Source organism: Sphingobacteriales bacterium (genome assembly GCA_016706405.1).
GTDB lineage: Bacteria > Bacteroidota > Bacteroidia > Chitinophagales > UBA2359 > BJ6.
Map to the genome: position 1 here is coordinate 80,396 of JADJJT010000002.1, position 21,111 is coordinate 101,506.

A 21,111-nucleotide genomic window follows, 5' to 3' on the forward strand; every position below is an offset into this window, starting at 1 on the left:
ATTCCGGAAAATTGATTTACAAATAGGGAACAAGACGCATCAAAGGCATTAATTAGCACAAGGCTTACATAGAATCATATTATTATCTTATTAAGTCAAATAAATGATACATTTGTAAATCGGACTGCTAAGATGCAGCCTTTTTATGAAACAACAAAAACTTTTTTTTGCCTTTTTTTTACTTTTTAGTTTGAAACACAAAGACAAACCTGCAAATGCCAATAAAAACCAATTAGTTAAAATAAAATTTAACGCACACTTATACAAAATAAGACTTTTGGTATTAAAATTATTAATTAAGATAAAAATTAGTAAAAAAATAAAAAATAACATAATAGTAATAAATATTTATTTCAGACAAAATTTTATTTTTAGAATATCCACCTAATTGTATTGTTTAAATAAGACATGTGATGTTTAAGAAAAAAATTAAACTTTATTATCTCCAAACTATTTTTTTTGTCTTTTTATCCGGATATTTGACGCTCCTATAGATCGCTTTTTCTGTTTCAAAATAGCTCCCTATGCAAAAACTTTTACCCGACTTTATACCTTGCACCTTTATTAAAATTTCACTGTTTTTAGCGCTATTTTGTAGCGCAACAATCACCCTGTTAGCGCAATACAGCGAGCCCGAACAAAACTGTATTGGGGCAATACCTGTTTGCCAAGACAGTTATACCCAAAACAACTCGTACACCGGTCCTGGTAGCTTTGTTGACGTAGTACCTTACGAAACCTGCCTGCTTACCGGCGAAACAAACTCGGTTTGGTACATTTTTACTGTTCAAATAGGCGGCTCATTTGGTTTTACCATTAATACCACTTACGACTACGATTTTGCTATGTGGGAAGTTAGTGCGGATGGCTGCGCTGCCGTTCAAAACAACGACCCTATCCGATGCAATTACTCCGATGACTACGGCAATACCGGCCTTGACTACAACAATACCCAATCCGGAAACCTCAGTTACTCGGCCAGCCAGCCGCCTATTATGCCCGGTATTGATGTTACCGTTGGTCAAACCTTTGTATTGGTAGTAAACAATTTTACCGGCGATAATAGCGGCTATTCTATTACATTTACCGGATCTTCTTCTATTTTTGATAATGTGCCACCCACCTTTACTATTGACGAACCCTGCGCACCCGGCGAAACCATTACCGTTTACCCCAACGAACCTATTGATTGCAGTTCCTTGTCGGCAGCTGCATTTACCTTGTCGGGCAATGGCGTTGTTACTAATGTTACCGGCCAAGATTGTGGCGATTTTACTACTTTGCTGTTTGTAGAATTTGACTTAACCGGAAACCCATCCGGAACTTATACCCTTACCCCTAATGGCGTAAAAGATATTTGTGGTAACCTGATGACGGGAACTGCCACATTCGAGTTTGAAGATATTCCCGAAATAACTCCAGCAAACCCAATATGCGAGGGGCAAGGAACTTCGGTAACATTAACCGCCAATGTGTCCGGAACATGGAGCACAGGCGAAGTTGGCAGCTCAATAACGGTAACGCCTACGCAAACCACTTCCTATTCCTTAACAGCAGGCGCACCTCCTTGTCAGTTTACCGTTGTCGAAACGGTAATAGTTAACCCAATGCCCTTTGCCAATATTACCCCAAAAAATCCGGTAGTATGCGGCGGCGGCGACCTTGTTCTTAGCGTAGCTACCCCCGACGGTGCAACGGTGTTATGGACTGCCGGCGAAGATGCCGTAGGCCAAACCACTAACTCAGTTACAGTTTCGCCAAGCACCACCCAGGTTTATACCGTCGAGGTAACATTAAACGGCTGCACCACCACAGCATCTACTACTGTTTACTCCAACGAAGAGCCAGCCAGCCCAACCTGCGTAAATGTGTATGTTACCAACGCTGGCACCGGCGACGGCACGGTCGAAAATCCGGCCAACCTTAGCGCAGCACTCGGCATGATTACTTGCGCGGAAGGAGTAATAAAAATGCAAGTAGGCCAATACGATATAGATGCCCCCATTACCGTTCCAAGTAACGTAACCCTCGAGGGCGGTTATTTAAGCAACTGGACAAAAACTAGTACTACCGGTATATTAAGCAATACAACTATTATTAACCGCACTGCCAATGGCAGTTTCCCTTGGGATGGCTTAGCTACCCCCGAGGCACCAGCCCTTATTGCGTTGGATATTAACTCGCAAACTAATTTTCGATTACAAGACTTGACAATAACAACTGCCAATGCGCCTTCGGCAGATGCCATACATCGTTCTGGCGTTAGTACCTACGGTATCCGGATGGTTAACTGCAACAACTATCAAATTGTGCGCTGCCGTATTTTGCCCGGCAATGCCAGCAACGGCGTAAATGGTGCTAACGGAAACAATGGCACAGCAGGCGGTAATGGTTCGGCGGGGGCAGCAGGTGGCCAATGCTCTTTGTGCAACTCAACAGGCGGTGCCGGCGGCAGTGGAGGCACCTCGCCAACAGGTAATACAGGTGGCAATGGTGGCAAAGGTGGCGATGCCGATTTTATTCTTGCCCCTTGTGGGTTTTTTCCTTTCGGGCCATGCCCTAACGGCGATAATGGCATTACCGGGCAGCCCGGTTTAATTAGCGGTGGACCCGGCGGTGCTGGTGGCAACGGCTTTTTTGAGTTTGTAGGCGGCGGCTGCGACAACCCCACTTTTCCCTACGATGGTAGCAACGGCACAGCCGGCACAAATGGCAGCAATGGCAGTAATGGCAGCAATGGTACCGTAACCTATTCGAGTGGCTATTTTGTACCAGCAAGCGGCGCCAACGGCACAAACGGGACTGATGGAAAAGGCGGTGGTGGCGGTGGCGGTGGCGGCGGCCAAAATGCAACGCTCGGCAGTGTTGATGCCGGTGGCGGCGGCGGCGGTGGCGGCGGCGGCGGCCAAGCGGGCACCTTTGGTGAAGGTGCGGGCGGCGGCGGTGCCTCGTTTGGTGTTTACACCTATACCAACGGCGCGGGCGGCAGTATTACCGATTGTAATATTGTTGCCGGAACCGTAGGCTCGCCCGCCACATTTGGTACGGGCGGCACCGGTGGTGGCGGTGGTACAGGTGGCGGCGGCGGTAGCGGTAACTGCGAAGGCGGAGATGGTGGCGCAGGGGGCGCAGGCGGTAGTGGAGGCGCAGGCGGCACCGGCGGCACCGGCTCGGCAGGGGTAGCCCAAACAACCTACAACGATGCTAGCAATGGCGGCGCAGCACCAAACCTCAATAATATTAGCTTTAACATAACTGCTCAGCCTGTAATAACTTACAGCGCCGGAAGTTGCACGAATACCGGTGTAAATTTTACGGCAACTACATCCGGAACTTGGAACTTTGGTGCAGGGGCAAGTCCGGCAACAGGTACAGGCAGTAATGTAAACACGCAATACGCATCTACAGGTAGAAAAGATATAACCTATAATGCAAACATCTATACCGGCTTTGCAAATATTGTTTTAGACGAAACTATTGATGCCGTTATTTATTGCGATGCACCTCAAATTAGCACAAATCCCGATGAATACCAAATATGTGAAGGTGATTTAGTTGATTTACAGGCAGGGCAAACCGGATTTGAATATCAATGGGACTTCAACAACGACAATAATCCGGAATTTACCACTGAAAATGTTACTGATTATACTTTTTCATTAGCAGGCTCGCCTCATTTAGTACGCCATCGGGTTCGTACTGAGTGCTGCGGGTGGTCGGCATGGGTTGAGGCCACTATTTTTGTTCAACCAATACCAAGTTTTACTATGCCCGCTAATACCTATGTTTGCGGACTAAATGGCTCCACCACTTTAACAGTTACCAATTTAACCGATGTGGACCCGCTAAATGTATTTTGGAGCCCGGGAACAGGTTTAGATGCACCAAACAGCACAACCACCAATGTATCCGGAATTTCGGGCAGTATTACCTATACTTTTACGGCCTATAATCTGGCAGGTAACTGCTACAATACTGGACAAGTAACGGTATCTGTAGCCGAACCCATTAGCGTTGCCCCTGCCATTACCGATGCTTCGTGCAACCTAAGCAACGGCAGTATTGCCATCACTCCGGCAGATATTACAGGCGGTATTGGCCCCTTTACTTATCTTTGGGACAATGGCAGCACCAATGGCACACGCAACTCGTTGCCAACAGGTTCATATAGTGTTACCATTACCGACCAAACTACAAATTGTGCGTGGCCTTTTGAGTTTAACGTAGGGCCAGGCCTCTCGCTTATTGCCACCGCTAAAAGCATTGAGGCCAATTGTTCGGGCGCTGTTGAAGCCGAGGCGCTAATTCAATGGATTAATGGCACGGGGGGCTATACTATCACTTGGTCAGGTGCTGGGTCGGGTAGTGCCAGCGCAGCACCGGGCGATACCGCCAAATGGATTGGCCCCTTGGTATCGGGCACCTATAATGTTACCGTTACCGATTTAGGAAATAGCAACTGCACTTCATTATTTAGCTTTGAGGTAATTGATGCCGCCCCTATTGATATTAGCCTTGTAAGCCAAACTAATGCTTCGGCCTGTACTGCTGCCGATGGCGCGGCTACGGTTACAGCATCGGGCGGAGGAGTGCCTCCCGACGGCGGTGAGCAATACAATTACCAGTGGAGCCACGACCCCAACCTGCATAACCCAACTGCAACCGGGCTAAGTGCTGGCAACTATACGGCTTATGTTTACGATTATTTGGGTTGTGTTGACAGCGTAGTAATTACCATTGCGCAGCCAGCACCTACGTTTAGCGTATTGCCAATTCCTCCACAATGCAATGGCAATCAGCTAACCCTTAGCGACTACAACGGCCCAAATCCGGGAACGTTTACCTGGTTTGATGATACTCCGAGCATAGGCAATGTGGTAAACACTGTAAATGTATCAGGAACTGATATTTATTGGGTGCTTTACGAAGAATCCGGATGCAGTGATTCGCTGCAAGTAACCATAACCTTAAATATACCAGGCTCGTTTAGTATTAATCCGGATACTACCGTTTGCCAGGGTTCGGTATTGTATCTGCCCGATTTAATTGAAAGTGGTAGCGGCACCTTTACCTTTTATGGTGCCGACCCACAATTTGGAGGGGCACCACTTTCGGACGATTGGAACGCCAGTGTTTCTACCTTAATTTGGGTAGAATACAACGAAAACGGATGTGTTGCCCTTGTGCAGGTTGCTGTAACAGTAGCCAATAATCCCGCACCAATAATATTATCATCCGGATATTTATGTGAGGGCAAAAGTATCACCCTCTCGGCCAGTAAAGGTTTTGATACCTATTTATGGTCGCCAAATGGCGAAACAAAATCAGATATTATTATCACAAGCGGCGGTACTTATGGTGTAACGGTAACCGACCAAAATGGCTGCACCGGCCAAGCAAGTATTGATGTTGAAGAAATTGTATTAGACATTAATGCCGATGTTACACCTTACGAGTGTGGTGTGGGTGGCAGCATTACCATTACAATGGGCGGCAATGGCAGTGGTATGTATCAATACCAATGGTTAGGCCCTACTGTTTTAGACAACGTAAACCAAGCTAACGGCTTAATGCCGGGCACCTATATTATTACCGTTTTAGATTTAGTTACCGGATGCGTGGCCACCGAAACAATAGTTGTACCGCCCGGAGCAGATGCGATAACCGCCTCGGCAATAACAACCCCTGAAACCTGCGCTGGCTTAAACAACGGCAGCATTGACCTAACAGTAATAGGCGGTACTCCGGGCTTTACTTTTAACTGGTCGCCGGCATTAGGCAATATAGAAGACCCCGCTAATCTATCACCCGGATTATATTCTGTTACCATTACCGACTCAAAAGTGTGCACCTTTAGTTTATCGAATATTAACGTAGGAGCGGCAACTCCTTTGCAGTTTAATGCTATTCAACCCTATACTATTTGTGCCAATAAAACTTTTAACTTAGCCGACTTAAACGGAACAAACGATGGAGGGATTTTTACTTGGTACGCCAACGATTTTCCACCAAACGGCACGCTTATTACTGCCGATGCTGTTACTACAAACACTACCTACTATTTGGTTTATGGCAATAACGGCTGTACAGCTACTGCTACGGCAGAAGTAACCATAGCTGCCCCGCCTTCGTTTACCGTTACCGCTAATCCTATTGATGCTTGCGAAGGCGACTTACTAACGCTTAGTGCCTACAACGGCCCCGAATCGGGCACTTTTACCTGGTTTAATGGTTTGCCTTACCTAAGCAATACAATTACCACAATAACAGCCGTTGGAGGCAGTAGTGTGTGGGTATTATACAACGAGAACGGCTGTACAGACTCGTTGCAAGTTAGTATTAATACCGTTATCCCGCCCACTATTGATGTGCTAAATACCGCGATTGTTTGCAGCACGACTGCCGATGGCAATTCGGAAATTGATTTAGATTCCTTAATTGCTGCCAGCACATCCGGAGTTTGGAGTGGTTCGTTACCATCCGGGGCATCCGGAACTTTGCCCAATATTGACTTCGATGGTGCTTTGCCTGGTGTTTATACTTTTACTTACACGGTAAACTCACCTCCTTGCGCACCAGTAAGTGCCGATGTAGTAATTAATGTGCAAAACTGTGCTTGCCCCGATGTTAATATTTTGCCCCCACCTATACTTTGTGCTAATAGTGTTAATGGCAGTTTTGATTTAAGCACTATACAACCTAATGAGCCCGGAAATTGGAAAATTTTAGCTGCTCCATTTGGTTTACCAGCGGCGTTTATTGCCGGCCAACTTTTTGATGCAAGTAATGCCCCAGCAGGTAATTATACCCTTGAGTTTACCTTAGCAACTGCCCCGCCCCCAGGTTGCCCTGCCGCTAATACGGTTGTTGTTACTGTGAACGCCCCCGCTAATGCCGGCACTGGCCAAAGCATAGTACTTTGCACAACCGACAGCAACCTAATAATATTAACCGATTTCTTGGTTGATGCCGATGCCGGCGGTACATGGTCTTTAAATAGTGGCAGTGCCAACCCGGCCACCGATACATTCGACCCCGTTTTGGGTATTTTTGTTGCCCAAGGTAATATTCCGAGTACTTTTATATTCGATTATACCGTTGCTGGCACTACACCTTGCCCCAACCAAACAACTACTGTAACAATTACCTTAGAAGCACAAGCTTCGGCAGGCTCTGGTGGTTCACTTGAGGTATGTAACAATAATACATTGCCAATTAATTTGTTTGATTTGTTGAGCAATGCCGACCCTGGTGGTACGTGGGCTTTAACATCCGGAAATTTAGACATACCACTCACGCCTAATAACATGGATTTTACCAACCATCCTCCCGGAACCTTAATCTTTACCTACACGCAAGCTGGTAATTCCAACTGCGCCCCTGACGAAACTACTGTAAGCATAACTATTGCCCAATTTGCTTCGGCGGGGACTGCATCTACTCCCTTAGACCTTTGTAATACCGAGAGTACGACCCTTAACTTATTTGATTTACTGGCTAACGAGGCAACGGGCGGCACGTGGACTGTAACAAGCGGCACCCCCGATGCAGGAGCGTTTAACGCGACATCCGGAACTTTTGACCCGCTCAATCATAGCGCGGGCAGTTATTCATTTACCTACACTATAACTAACGCTCCGCCTTGCCCCAACGACAGCGAAACTATTACTGTAAACATTTTTAAACAGCCCAACGCCGGTAGCGATATTGCGCTTTCGGTTTGTAATGATGCCGCCGGAATTATAAACTTAGCACAACTGATAAATGCCCCCGATGTCGGCGGTGTATGGACAAATACGGGCAACCAGGTAATCTCCGGAAGTTTTGATGCTCTAAATGCAAGTTTTAACCCCATAAATCATCCGGCAGGTATTTACACGTTTGTATATAGCTTAACAAGTACTGCCCCATGTGCCCCTGACGAAGCCACAGTTACCGTAACAATCGAAGCGTTGCCAACTGCCACCGTTATAGGTGCTTTTGCTTGTAATGGCATAAGCACCGACGGCCCATCAATGATAGATTTGGATACGCTTGTAACAATGGGCGCTGACCCCAATGGCGTTTGGACTGCCATTACGCCGGGCGCACCTGTAGTGCCATTCGGCAATCCACTTGTTGATTTTAATGGCATAAATCCGGGTAATTACACTTACCAATATTGTACCGGCAATGCTGTTTCACCTTGCCAAAACCAATGCTATACCGCTACTATTGTTGTTCAAAACTGCGACTGCCCCATAGTGGCCACCTTGCCTATTTTGCCTGTTTGCACCGATTTTATTAGTATTGACCTAATGAATTATGTAGCTTCGAACGCCGACCCTGGCTCGTGGAGTTTAGGACTTGTACCCGTAGGAAGTACGGTAAGCATCGACATATCCGGATTATTGACAGGCAACAATACACCCGCAGGCAACTACGAAGTAATTTACACCTTGACAACGCCTATACCAGGATGTCCCGATGCATCAAGTCAAGTGTTTGATGTTGTAGAGCCGCCTAATGCCGGCAACAATAATACAGCGACGCTCTGCAATAACAGTAATATGGCCTTTGACTTAAATACTTTGCTCGGTGGCGCCGATGCCGGCGGTTCCTGGGCTTTAATATCGGGAGTCGTTTTGCCGGGCAGTTTTGATGCGGCCTCCGGACAATTGAACCCGCTTGGACAAATTGCTGGTAGTATAATATTTAGCTATACAGTTAGTGGTGGCGGCATTTGTCCGGATGCTACCGCTACCGTTACCATTAATATTACACCTGCGCCCGATGCGGGAGTTGGTGGCAGCACCACGGCATGCAACAACGATGCCACGCCAATAGACCTAACTACCTTGGTAACGGGCTATACCCCCGGCGGCACCTGGGTTAGCGGCAGCAGTTTTACCCCACAAGGGCAAGCTGCGGGCATCTATACTTTTGACTACGTGCTTAACGACCCCAACTGCGGCAACGATATAGCCACCGTTACCGTTGAAGTGTTTGCCCAACCCCAAGCCACTGTTACCAATACCGCTACTATTTGCAATGCTGTTGCCGATGGCTCGGTGCTTAATTTTAATGCCTTAGTAACAGCAGGTGCTACCAACGGCACTTGGACGGCAGTTACACCCGGCGCGCCTGCCGTAGCAGGTGGCACAGCCGATTTTGACGGCCTAACCCCCGGCACCTACAACTATACTTATACCCTGACAGGTACAGCCCCTTGCAGCAATGTTACCTATGCCGTTGCCGTTATTGTTGAAAACTGTGCCTGCCCAAGTCCAACGACGAGCACACCCCAGCATCTTTGCAACGATGCCGCAACCCTCGATTTATCAACCCTTACCTTGCCCACCACCGACCCAGGTGCGTGGAGTATTGAAAGTCAGCCCGGCGGCGGAACAGCCAGCCTTGTCGGCAACAATTTTGCCGCCACCGGCTCGGCGGCTGGTAATTACGTGGTGCGCTACACTTTGGTTCCGCCCCCCCTTGACCCCAACTGCCCCCCCCTACCGAACAAACCATTACCCTTAATTCCCCGCCAAATCCCGCACCAATGGCTCAACCACCGCTTGTAACGACCAAGTTGCCCCCCTTAGATTTGTTTGCCCTGCTGGGCGGTACACCACAAACCGGCGGCAACTGGACAAATAATAATGGTGCCTCTAATTTTAACGCTGCCTTAGGGAATTGGACTGTTTTAAACCATGCTGCCGGAACATATACCTTCACCTACACAATAATTGGCACAGCCCCCTGCCCCAATGCAAGTGCTACGGTAAGTATTACCATTAGTGCTAAACCACAAGTAGCCCTAACTCCACCGGCTATAAGCCCCTGCAATACCGCCCCCGAAGGCTCGACGCTTGATTTTAACACCTTAGTAACACAAGGCAGTGGCGGCATCTGGACGGTGGTAACCCCAGGCGCACCCGCCCCTGATGGCGCAGGTATTGCCGATTTTGTAGGCTTGGCAGCTAATAGCCAATGGACTTACGAGTATTGCTTAGACGACCCAAGCGGCACTTGTACCCCAACTTGCCAACAAATAACTATTACCGTACAAAACTGCCTCTGCCCCGATTTGACCATAACCAATCCGGGCAATATATGCAATACTGCGGGAACAATAGATTTGGCAGCCTTAAAAATTACGCCCGAAGCCGGAACGTTTACCATTACCAACGAGCCAATTGGCAGCAGCGTTTCTATTGCAGGAAACACCTTAAATATTTCCGGAACCGTTGCAGGTAGTTATACCCTGACCTTTACCCTTACTACCCCCAAAGCCGGATGTCCCGATAAAATTGATTTGCCTTTCCAAATTGATGCAACTGTTAATGCAGGCACGCCAACCGATATTGATTTGTGCAGCACCGACAGTAGTTTAGATTTGTACGGCCAGCTAACGGCAGAAACAGCAGGCGGTACTTGGACGGTAGCATCCGGAAACCCAGGTGCCAATTTTAATGCCGGAGCGGGCAGTTTAAATCCATCCGGATTAAATGGTGCTTTCTCGTTTACTTATACCATCAACTCGGCACTTGGCATTTGCCCCTCAGCCAACAGTACGGTGAACGTAAATATTGCCTTAGCCCAAACGGCTTCGTTAAGCGCGGGCGGCGACCAGGTTTGCAACAATACCGCCGATGGCAACGCTGCGCTAAATATCAACAGCTATTTGACTGGCGGCAGCTATACGGGTGGAACGTGGACAACCGCCGATGCAGGCCCCACTACTTACCCCAACCTCGACTTTAACGGCTACGCCCCCGGCACCTACACCTACACCTACACGATTGACAACGGTGCGCCTTGTACCGATGTGTTGTTAGATTTTGAAGTGATAGTTCAGGATTGCTCTTGCCCCGATGTATCGACCACCAAACCTGCCGATGCCTGCAACGATGCCGCTTCTATTGACCTGAATGCCTACAAACTGACTGCAGAAGCGGGCACCCGGACAATTACCAACGCGCCAGCAGGCAGCACAGCTACTATTACCGGAGGCAATAATTTAAACCTTAATGCCACCCTGGCGGGCAATTACGAGCTTACCTTTACTTTGACCACGCCCAAAGCCGGGCTGCCCCGACCAATCGGTGCAAACCATTACCATACAAGACGCACCCACTGCCGGCACCGCTGCCGCAACTGCCGTCTGTGTTGGCGATGCCACCCCCATACAACTTAACACCTTACTGACTGCCGAAGATGCGGGCGGCACATGGACACTTGCTACTGGCAGTCCAACACCCGATGCCGGCACCTTTAACGCAGGAACTGGCATATTTACGGCTGCTACTAACGCGGCGGGCGATTATGCGTTTACCTACACCGTTACTGGCATAGCCCCTTGTGCAGCTGCAACGGCTACCGTAACGGTAACAATTGGCAGTTTGGCTGTGCCTACTGCCGTAGTGCAAAGCTTAGCCACTTGTGCAGGCACACCAAATACCGCAGCGTTTGAAGCAATACCCCCCGCCGGCGCAACGATTTACTGGTACGATATTAACAACCAAGAAGTTGCAACCGGCAACACCTATGTGCCAACCGTAGCCGGCACTTATACCGCTATTGCCAAAGCCAACTGCGACAGCCAACCAATTACCTTCACTTTAACCGAAATACCGCTGCCGGAAATTACTTTATTGTTGAGCGATGATATTATTTGCTTGGATGAAACCGTATTAGCAAGTCTCGATAATCCGGATACAGGTTTTGTTTATAGTTGGGACGCAGGTGTTTTGGGTAATTTTTCCGGAAATGGCCCTCACGAGATAAAACCCTCTGCCACCGGCAATTACCCCATTTCAGTAACTGTTACCGATGCTAACGGCTGTATCAGCACTACGAATGCCACGTTAAACGTAGGTAAAATTATGGTTCAGACGATTGCCGATACCAGTATTTATTTAGGCAGTTCGATTGTTTTGGAAACAACAGGAGCGGGCAACACAAATAGCGGTAATTTAATATTTGAATGGGACGACCCGCTTGGATTTATTAATGATTTAGCAGTGCAAAGCCCAAGTATAACACCAACAATTACTGGTGTTTACACCGTAACGCTTAGCGACGAACAAGGCTGCAAAGCCACAGACGCTGTTACCATTACCATTCTTCCGGTAAACGATGTGAATGTGCCAAACGCCTTTAGCCCTAATAACGATGGCTATAACGACTTATTTAACGTTAAAGGTGCCAATTTAGCAAAAATTGATTTATTAATTTACGACCGCTGGGGGCATGTTGCCTTTGCCAACCCCAATACCTTGCCAAATGGCGGATGGGATGGCTTAATGCCTAATGGACAGCCTGCCGGCATAGGGGTGTATGCGTTTTATGCCACCGTTTACTATTTAGATGGAAAAACTGCCCAAATGCGAGGCAATATTACTTTGCTGCGTTAGCACTTTATTGTTAGTATGTTTATTTTCCGGATATTGCATTGCATTGCTAAAAGATAAGGAAAATAAAACAAAACAAATCGGGTGGGGTGTTATTTTAGCACCCCACCTGAAAATACTAATTGATGGCGCAAAGGTATTACTCGCCTAAAAGTTTGCTTAGCCCATCCACCCATGACTTAGCTAAGGCTATATCAGGATGCCCGGGAGGAAGGGTGGTGGTAAAAATTTGATGCGCTTTTTTTGCCAAAACCAATGCTTGTCTAAAGTCTTTTAAACTACACAAAACACTGGCTAAGTTAGAATAGCTGGTTGCCGTGTTAGGATGATCGGGTCCAAAGTTTTTTTCATGGCTCTGCACCGCTTTTTCTAATAGCCCCTTTGCCCCCCCATAATCGCCAAGGTCTTGAAGTACTGAGGCTAAGTTAGCATAGCAGGTTGCCGTTTTAGGATGGTCGGGTCCAAAGTTTTTTTCATCGCTGTGCACCGCTTTTTCTAATAGCCCCTTTGCCCGCCCATAATCGCCAAGGTCTTGAAGTACTAAGGCTAAGTTAGCATAGCTGGTTGCCGTGTTAGGATGATCGGGTCCAAAGTTTTTTTCATCGCTCTGCACCGCTTTTTCTAATAGCCCCTTTGCCCCCCCATAATCGCCAAGGTCTTTAAGTACTACGGCTAAGTTAGAATAGTGAATTGCGGTTTCGGGATGGTCGGGTCCAAAGTTTTTTTCATGGCTCTGCACCGCTTTTTCTAATAGCCCCTTTGCCCTACCATAATCGCCAAGGGCTTGAAGTACTAAGGCTAAGTTAGCATAGCTGATTGCCGTGTTAGGATGATCGGGTCCAAAGTTTTTTTCATGGCTCTGCACCGCTTTTTCTAATAGCCCCTTTGCCCGCCCATAATCGCCAAGGGCTTTAAGTACGGTGGCTAAGTTAGCATAGCGGGTTGCCGTGTTAGGATGATCGGGTCCAAAGTTTTTTTCTAAGATCTGCACCGCTTTTTCTAATAGCCCCTTTGCCCGCCCATAATCGCCAAGGGCTTGAAGTACTAAGGCTAAGTTAGCATAGCTGGTTGCCGTGTTAGGATGATCGGGTCCAAAGTTTTTTTCTAAGATCTGCACCGCTTTTTCTAATAGCCCCTTTGCCCCCCCATAATCGCCAAGGTCTTTAAGTACTGAGGCTAAGTTAGAATAGCAGGTTGCCGTGTTAGGATGATCGGGTCCAAAGTTTTTTACATTGCTCTGCACCGCTTTTTCTAATAGCCCCTTTGCCCCCCCATAATCGCCGAGGTCTTGAAGTGCTAAGGCTAAGTTAGCATAGCGGGTTGCAGTGGTAGGATGTTGGGGTCCAAAGTTTTTTTCAGCGCTCTGCACCGCTTTTTCTAATAGCCCCTTTGCCCCCCCATAATCGCCAAGGTCTTGAAGTACTAAGGCTAAGTTAGCATAGCTGGTTGCCGTGTTAGGATGATCGGGTCCAAAGTTTTTTTCATTGCTCTGCACCGCTTTTTCAAATAGCCCCTTTGCCCCCCCATAATCGCCAAGGTCTTTAAGTACTGAGGCTAAGTTAGCATAGCTGGTTGCCGTGGTAGGATGCTCGGGTCCAAAGTTTTTTTTCAGCGCTCTGCACCGCTTTTTCTAATAGCCCCTTTGCCCGCCCATAATCGCCAAGGTCTTTAAGTACTAAGGCTAAGTTAGCATAGCTGGTTGCCGTGTTAGGATGATCGGGTCCAAAGTTTTTTTCATCGCTGTGCACCGCTTTTTCTAATAGCCCCTTTGCCCGCCCATAATCGCCAAGGTCTTTAAGTACTAAGGCTAAGTTAGAATAGCTGGTTGCCGTGTCAGAATGATCGGGTCCAAAGTTTTTTTCATCGCTGTGCACCGCTTTTTCTAATAGCCCCTTTGCACCCCCATAATCGCCAAGGTCTTTAAGTACTAAGGCTAAGTTATTTTGCAATTTACCGATTTCCGGGGTATTGGCTTGCGCAAAAACCTGCTCAATTGCCTTTCCGTAAGGTGCCAACATAAACTTATCTACGGGATTGTCTTTGGTTTGGGCTATTTCAAGCAGGACAGTAGTATTAATTGCCAATACCTGCCCACAATTCTCTAGCCGTTCTCTGTTTTTATGCAGTATAATTTTTTGCACAATGGGGCTTATGCGGTAGCTATGCGTGTCTGTAAAAATCCAGCCCTTATGCGCCAAATTGTTCAATTCCTTGCTAAACATCAGTTTATCTTCCGGTTTAAACAATTCTATCAGCAATTTAAGAGGTTGGTTTTCGGCAGGCAATATAGCTAAAGCAGTTAGCAGGCATTTTTCTTTTTCGTTTAACGTGGTTACATCATACAATATATCTATGATTTCATCGGTTGTAGCGGTTTTTTTTCTTATATTAAAGCAATAGTCTGTAGTTACTCTAGTACTAAAAGATTCTAATTTAAGTCCGCCTGTTTCGTCTAATTTTTTCAAAAAATCGGGAAAGTCTGTTCCAACAGCAGCTAACTGAGCGAGGGTGTTGGCAAATATCTCAATAACTAAGGTGTTGTTTCCAACAGCATTCAAAAACTTTGGCAGATACTCGGTAAGTTGTGCGGCAATATCAGGAGCATGTTCGGCAAACAAGTTTTTTAACTTTTCATCTGCTTCTTCACCAGTTACTAATCCGCTATTAAAATCAGACAGCAATTGTAGAACTGGCTCTAGTTGGTAATATTTTACAAAAGACACCATAAACAAGCGTATCCCTAAGGAAGGGGGCAGAGGGTCCACATAAAATTCATTGGCTATCACTTTTTGGAAGCGACTTGTCATTAACACATGCCAGCCCAAACCCTGAAATTCTGTGATAAAATTATTTATTTCCGCTTCATCGTTGGCATTGTCTAATACTAAGAGGCAATCTTTGGGCAGGTTAACTAATTTAGTTTTTATGGCAGCTATCTGTTCGTCTGGTTTCTTGATTGCAGCGATATCAATATTTAGGGGCAATGCTAATTTGGCGATGATATTGTTTATTATGCCTTCTTTGCAAAACAGCCAAGCCAAATGTTTGTAGTCATTTTCATAAGTTGTCCAGTATTTAGCAGCTAAAGTGGTTTTGCCTATTCCACCTTCGCCGTTAATAAGGACAGGCTTGCCATTCTGAAATTTACTTTTTATCTCCGTCAATTTCTCTGTGCGTCCTAAAAAGGTGGAGGGTACTGTAGCCCCTTGGGCAGAAAGAATTTTATCGGTTGTCTTAGGTAGTCCTTGCTTTGCAGTTAGGTCATCTATTTTTATCCCCAAATTTTCAACCCTGTCTTAACCTCTTCTACGCCCTTTAATATTTGGTCGGTTGTATCTTTTATCTTCTTTAAATCCTTTTTCAGCCAGTTGTCTTCCTTCAACCAATCATCCAAATAACTAGGCGTGTTTGTTTTCAATTTATCCGTCAAATCCCTCAATTCTTTCAATATTTCATCTTGTTTTGTATCTATTCTATCTATTTTTGTATCTGTTCTATCTGTAGTTTTTTTTATATGTTCTATAGATTCGCCCATCGAGTTTAAAACAATGCGTTGATAGGCTACCCAGGCTGCATGATCTTTTTTAAGCAGTTCGCCAAAACAGAGTTGTATTTGCGGAGCAAAATTTTTATTAAAAAATTCCCAATAGGGTTTATCAAATGCCGTCTCTATCGGCGAGGTTTCAATACCACGCAGAAAGTCGCCTATTTTTCTCCAAAAACTTTTTTCTTTTTTATTTTCTTTTTCCTCTTCTTTAAAAAGCGTAGCCAAAATGTTCTCGTTAAACGCTGCTAAACTGGCTTGATTTTTTTTATTTGAAAAGCTAATCATTTCCTCTTCGGTAATTGAGAAGGCTGCCGTATCTTCTAATAATTTTATTAACCGCTTGGTTATATTGTCTGCCGCATTGTTATAATTGGGATTTTGTTCTGTTTTTTTAAAAAGAAAGCAAACATTTTTTACAGCCAAAAGATGTGCATTTTTAAATATCCTAGCCAGATCGTGGTTTATATCATTCGGATCTAAAGCGCGGACACAATTTTTTGTTACAAACTCATTTAAATGAGCGGCAAAAATATCGTTACCAAGCCCTGCTGCAACGCCTCCAACTACAGCGCCTGCTTTTCCGGAAATTAATACGCCTATAGGTCCGCCAAATACGGTAGCTGTAGCAGCAATACCTAACCATATCAGGAATTTTCGTTTGTCTAAAGATTGCGCGTCCATATATTAAACTTATAATTTTTAGAAATAGAAATATCGGGTAAATATACGCAACTTATTTTTATTGCAATTATAAAGCATTTAGAGCCTGTCTAAATTTTATTTTCTAATTCTATTAAGCATCAATTTTATCATGGCAAGTTGGATCATTGTCTGGCTCGTTTCGGTTTGGAACTCAAAGTCTTTACTCAATCTTCGATAGCTTTCGAGCCATGCAAAAGTTCTTTCAACAATCCATCTTTTTGGCAATACTTCGAATTTCGAGGCTGTATTCGATCTACTTACAACCTCAACCACCCACCCAAACGTTTTGCGGGTATTTTCAATTAACTCGCCTCTATACCCGCCATCAGCTACTATCTTTACCAATCTGCAAAACCTGCCTCTGAGGTCAGCTATAACCATTGGGGCTGATTTACTGTCATGCTCATTTGCCGCATGAACCACAACCGCTAAAAGTAGTCCCATTGTATCTACAATAATATGCCGCTTTCTGCCTTTAACTTTTTACCCCCGTCAATCCCTCTGCACAAGCCTCCGACGCTTGTTGTCTTTACGCTCTGGCTATCAATTATACCAACACTTGGCGATGAAGCCCTGCCTGCTTGCTTTCGAGTCTTATCCCTGAGTATTTCATGGATGAGTTCTATCGTCCCATCCTTCTTCCACTTGGTAAAATAGTAGTAAACAAGCTTCCATGACGGAAAATGGAACGGCAGCATGCGCCATTGACAGCCAGTTTTAAGCAAATAGAACAGCGCATTAAAAATTTCTCTTAAACTGTGTTTTCGTTTCCGTTTGTCGTCTAAAATGCCTAATATTGCACTCCATTGACTATCGGTGAGACTGCTTGGGTAGGTTTTCATTTTACTTTATGTGTTTGATTTTCATAAAGCTATGAATTATTATTTAAACGTCAAACTGATAGTCTTTTATTCACATCTCTTTTAATAACTTTTTTTCCTATCAATTTTTGGGACTGGCATGCCAATTTTTTTTTTAATGCGTTTAACCTGAATTTTTAGACAGTCTCTTAAATTTTATTTTCTTTTTTCAAAAAAGTTTAGCGCTTTATTTATTATTAAAAAAGTGAAGATTAGAATTAAAAGAGGGGGCAGGTAAGGAGCCGTTTATGTACATAAAAGAGGTGTCAAAATATTAATATACTGCCTTTTTATTTTTGGTTTGGCTACAAAACGAAACAAAGCGTTCTTATGTGGGGGCTTGCGAACAACCCCAGTCTAAAGCGTCCGGGAAAAGCAATACAGCATGCTTTCTGTTGCTATACTTGTTGTTTGCTGGCGATAAAAGTCGTACCTTTGCCGGATATTTAATACATTTTTAAAACCAAAAATTAACAATAATTAGTATGAAAATTTCGGTAATAGGTGCGGGTAATGTAGGTGCAACCTGCGCCGATGTGATAGCTCGTGGTAATTTTGCCAACGAAGTAGTATTGCTTGATATAAAGGAAGGTCTGTCTGAAGGCAAATCGTTGGATATTTGGCAGGCTGCACCCATTAATAACTACAGCACTCGCGTAACAGGTGCAACAAATAATTATGCTGCTACCGCCGGCTCTGATATTACAATTATCACATCGGGTATTCCGCGCAAACCCGGAATGACCCGCGATGACCTTATTGGCACAAATGCCGGCATCGTAAAATCGGTTACCGAGCAAATAATAGCACACTCGCCCAACACAATAATAATAGTAGTGTCGAACCCATTAGACGTAATGACTTATTGCGCCTATTTAACCTCAAAATTGCCAGCCCACCGCGTAATGGGTATGGCTGGTATTTTAGACACCGCCCGCTACCGCGCATTTTTAGCCTCCGAAATTAACTGCTCGCCCAAAGATATTCAAGCTATGCTTATGGGGGGCCACGGCGATACCATGGTGCCATTGCCGCGCTACACCACAGTTTCGGGCATACCTGTTACCGAATTAGTGCCCGCCGACCGCTTAGATGCTATTGTTGAGCGCACTAAAAACGGTGGTGGCGAATTGGTAAAACTTATGGGAACCTCGGCATGGTATGCACCCGGTGCCGCCGCCGCCCAAATGGCCGAAGCAATTGCCAAAGACGAGCGCCGTATTTTTCCTTGCTGCGTTTTGCTAAATGGCCAATACCAACTTGACAATGTGTTTTTGGGTGTTCCGGTGGTGTTGGGTAAAAACGGCATCGAGCAAATAATTGAGCTACATTTGAACGCCAGCGAAATGGACTTGCTACACCAATCGGCAAAGGCAGTTAAAGAGGTTATGGGTGTTTTAGACAACCTTAACGCCGCTTAATTGCTTAGCATCAATTTATTTTAAACACAAAACACAGGCGTGGGCGTAAACCTTTAGGTATTAATTTTTATTTAATATTTAAAGGTTTGCTGCCTTTTTATTGAGGGTGTTAATTAAAACTTTGAGATTAGGAAAATTCTGTTGTTTGCCAAACATCGGAGCGTATTTTTTTGTGGCAGTTCAAAACAGGGTATTTTAGCATCCGGATTTACTTTTATGGCTGCCTAAAGGGGGCTCTGCTTAATACAGAAAATATCATTTGAACGCTGAATTTGGCAAGAAATAATTTTAACACGGTGCTAAAAAAATAAAATTATTAGGCTTTTATCAAATCGGGCTTGATTTTTGACGTAAACTTGTTGTAATTTTGCATAATGATGCCTATTGAATCCAAACTCCGGTTAATTTTATCCGGATGGAGGCAGCTACAAAATCTTGTAAAGTTATTAATTTTTAAATAAATTATGAAGCAGTTATATCTACTAATTTCGATGCTAATAGTGGTGGGCATTAGCATACAAGCCCAAACTCCGGCAGACAGTCTTTGCATCAACTCGGGCTATTATTTATCGTTAAATATAAACGAAATTACTTGCCCAGGCGGTAAAAATGGAAGTCTTACCGTAGCCAGCACTGGTTGCCAATGTGCTTTTAGTGGCTGTCTTTTTAACTGGAGTAGTGGCGGAACCTATCATACAGTTGATAATTTAGCGGCTGGCACCTATTCGGTAACCGTTACCCACCCAAACGGCTGTATTTTGGACACCTCGTACACCTTGCAAAACCCGCAATCGTTTATCAATAGTTTTGACGTAGTGCCAAGTACCTGTAAAGGCAATATTGATGGTTGGGCAACACTAATACCTGCCGACAATGCCGGACCACTAACCTTTTTATGGTCAAACGGCGATAATGACGCTAAACTTGGCCCTGTTCCGGCGGGTCAATACACTATAACTGCTACAAACGCAATTGGCTGTAGTATGGTAGAGACGGTTACAATTGGTTCTATTGCTCCGCCTCAAGTAGATAAAGTAACAGTTATAAACAGTTGTTCGAACGGCACAGGTGGCTCGGCCGAGGTGTTTGTGTCGGGTGGTACTGCCCCCTATACCTATAAATGGAGTGATAAAAATGCCAGCACAACAGCTAAAGTTGAAAACATGGCCGCTGGCAACTATAGTGTAATAATAACTGATGCCAAAGGCTGCGAAGTAATAAAAACGGGTATTATTATTGAAAAATTGCAACCCAAAGTTAGTATTGAAGCCGAAAAAACATCGGTATGCTCAGGTACAGGTGTACATTTAACGGCAAAATCGGCATGGAGCGGCGACTTAACATACGAATGGCTACCTGCTGCCGATTTTAACGACCCTGCCATTGCCTCGCCCATTGCAACACCTACCAAAAATACAACCTACAAACTAACTATAACTACTGCCGAAGGCTGCCAAGCTACGGCATACAGCATTATTAATACCTGGACTTTGCCCAAGCCTACTGCCACGGCAACCAACGATACAATTTGTTACGGCCAAACAACCCAACTAATTGCTACCGAACCATCGGGTGCCACCTTTAGCTGGTCGCCGGCAAGTTCGTTGAACAACCCCAATATTAACGCCCCAATTGCCTCGCCCATCCAAAGCACAACTTATACCGTTACAGCTACCAACTATTTAGGGTGTGTAAATACGGCATCGGTTGGCATTGAGGTTGAAACCTGCAATACGGCAATAAATGACGGTATAGCAGCAAATGAAACAGGATGGAAGGTAAGCCCTAATCCGGCAACAAATTACCTTCAAATTCAGTATCCGGATGCCTGGGCTAACGCTGCCAATGCCTCTAACATGGTTTTACAATTATACAATACCTTAGGACAAAGCGTTTTGACTATGCCGGTTTTATTAGGTGGTAATGAGTTTAAAACAAGCCAAATTGCCTTGCCAACAAACCTCAGTGCAGGGGTTTACTTGGTTTCATTACTTAGCCAAACAAGTAAAACACCACTTGCCCAGCAGCGTATTGTTATTACAAAATAATTATTTTGCTCAAACAAAAGAAAAAACACAACACAAGGCAAGTACATCAATTTTTGTCTTAACTTTAGGCCATCCGAAGTAAAAATATTTTATTTCGGGTGGTTTTTTTATGCTATCTTTATTGTTGCAAAAACAGTT

General features: G+C 45.1%; 8 protein-coding genes and 1 pseudogene. 5 read left to right on the forward strand and 4 right to left on the reverse strand.

Annotation, left to right across the window (positions count from 1 at the left end; translation table 11 throughout):
• Positions 1–524 precede the first annotated feature (524 nt).
• From IPI59_06760 to IPI59_06770, 3 genes are read left to right on the forward strand one after another with little or no spacing between them, the layout of a single operon-like run.
• Positions 525–9,563 (forward strand): SprB repeat-containing protein, encoded by a 9,039-nt coding sequence (locus IPI59_06760; protein ID MBK7527241.1) that lies wholly within the window; start codon positions 525–527, stop codon positions 9,561–9,563.
• Entirely contained in the window at positions 9,542–11,179 is a 1,638-nt protein-coding gene (locus tag IPI59_06765) for a hypothetical protein (protein ID MBK7527242.1), read from the forward strand. The genes IPI59_06760 and IPI59_06765 overlap by 22 nt, the downstream gene beginning before the upstream one ends.
• The gene (locus IPI59_06770; GenBank protein MBK7527243.1) at positions 11,088–12,398 is read left to right on the forward strand and encodes a gliding motility-associated C-terminal domain-containing protein; all 1,311 of its coding nucleotides are present in this window, start codon (positions 11,088–11,090) and stop codon (positions 12,396–12,398) included. The genes IPI59_06765 and IPI59_06770 overlap by 92 nt, the downstream gene beginning before the upstream one ends.
• Positions 12,399–12,534: 136 nt before the next feature.
• On the opposite strand, the gene IPI59_06775 is transcribed toward IPI59_06770, so the two are convergent.
• From IPI59_06775 to IPI59_06790, 4 genes and pseudogenes are all read right to left on the reverse strand, one after another.
• Positions 12,535–13,890, reverse strand: coding sequence for a tetratricopeptide repeat protein (locus tag IPI59_06775; protein MBK7527244.1), 1,356 nt, complete (start codon positions 13,888–13,890; stop codon positions 12,535–12,537).
• 64 nt (positions 13,891–13,954) lie between these two features.
• On the reverse strand, positions 13,955–15,676 hold the full coding sequence (locus IPI59_06780; GenBank protein ID MBK7527245.1) for a tetratricopeptide repeat protein: 1,722 nt from the start codon (positions 15,674–15,676) through the stop codon (positions 13,955–13,957).
• Entirely contained in the window at positions 15,667–16,623 is a 957-nt protein-coding gene (locus tag IPI59_06785) for a hypothetical protein (protein MBK7527246.1), read from the reverse strand. Before IPI59_06785 ends, IPI59_06780 begins: the two co-directional genes overlap by 10 nt.
• A gap of 96 nt (positions 16,624–16,719) precedes the next feature.
• Positions 16,720–17,486 (reverse strand): annotated as a pseudogene (locus tag IPI59_06790) (IS5 family transposase).
• 503 nt (positions 17,487–17,989) lie between these two features.
• On the opposite strand from IPI59_06790, the gene mdh reads away from it, so the two are divergent.
• Both mdh and IPI59_06800 read left to right on the forward strand, forming a co-directional pair.
• Positions 17,990–18,925 carry a malate dehydrogenase gene (mdh, locus tag IPI59_06795; GenBank protein ID MBK7527247.1) on the forward strand — a complete coding sequence of 312 codons (936 nt, stop codon included), beginning with the start codon at positions 17,990–17,992 and terminating at the stop codon, positions 18,923–18,925.
• A 464-nt stretch (positions 18,926–19,389) separates the two neighbouring features.
• Positions 19,390–20,973 carry a SprB repeat-containing protein gene (locus tag IPI59_06800; protein MBK7527248.1) on the forward strand — a complete coding sequence of 528 codons (1,584 nt, stop codon included), beginning with the start codon at positions 19,390–19,392 and terminating at the stop codon, positions 20,971–20,973.
• The last annotated feature ends 138 nt before the right edge of the window (positions 20,974–21,111 follow it).

Bases quoted from the DNA above. Each gene is read 5' to 3' on its own strand.
- IPI59_06785 (MBK7527246.1), bottom strand. From the start codon at position 16,623: ATGGACGCGCAATCTTTAGACAAACGAAAATTCCTGATATGGTTAGGT.
- IPI59_06760 (MBK7527241.1), top strand. From the start codon at position 525: ATGCAAAAACTTTTACCCGACTTTATACCTTGCACCTTTATTAAAATT.
- IPI59_06765 (MBK7527242.1), top strand. From the start codon at position 9,542: ATGGCTCAACCACCGCTTGTAACGACCAAGTTGCCCCCCTTAGATTTG.
- mdh (MBK7527247.1), top strand. From the start codon at position 17,990: ATGAAAATTTCGGTAATAGGTGCGGGTAATGTAGGTGCAACCTGCGCC.
- IPI59_06800 (MBK7527248.1), top strand. From the start codon at position 19,390: ATGAAGCAGTTATATCTACTAATTTCGATGCTAATAGTGGTGGGCATT.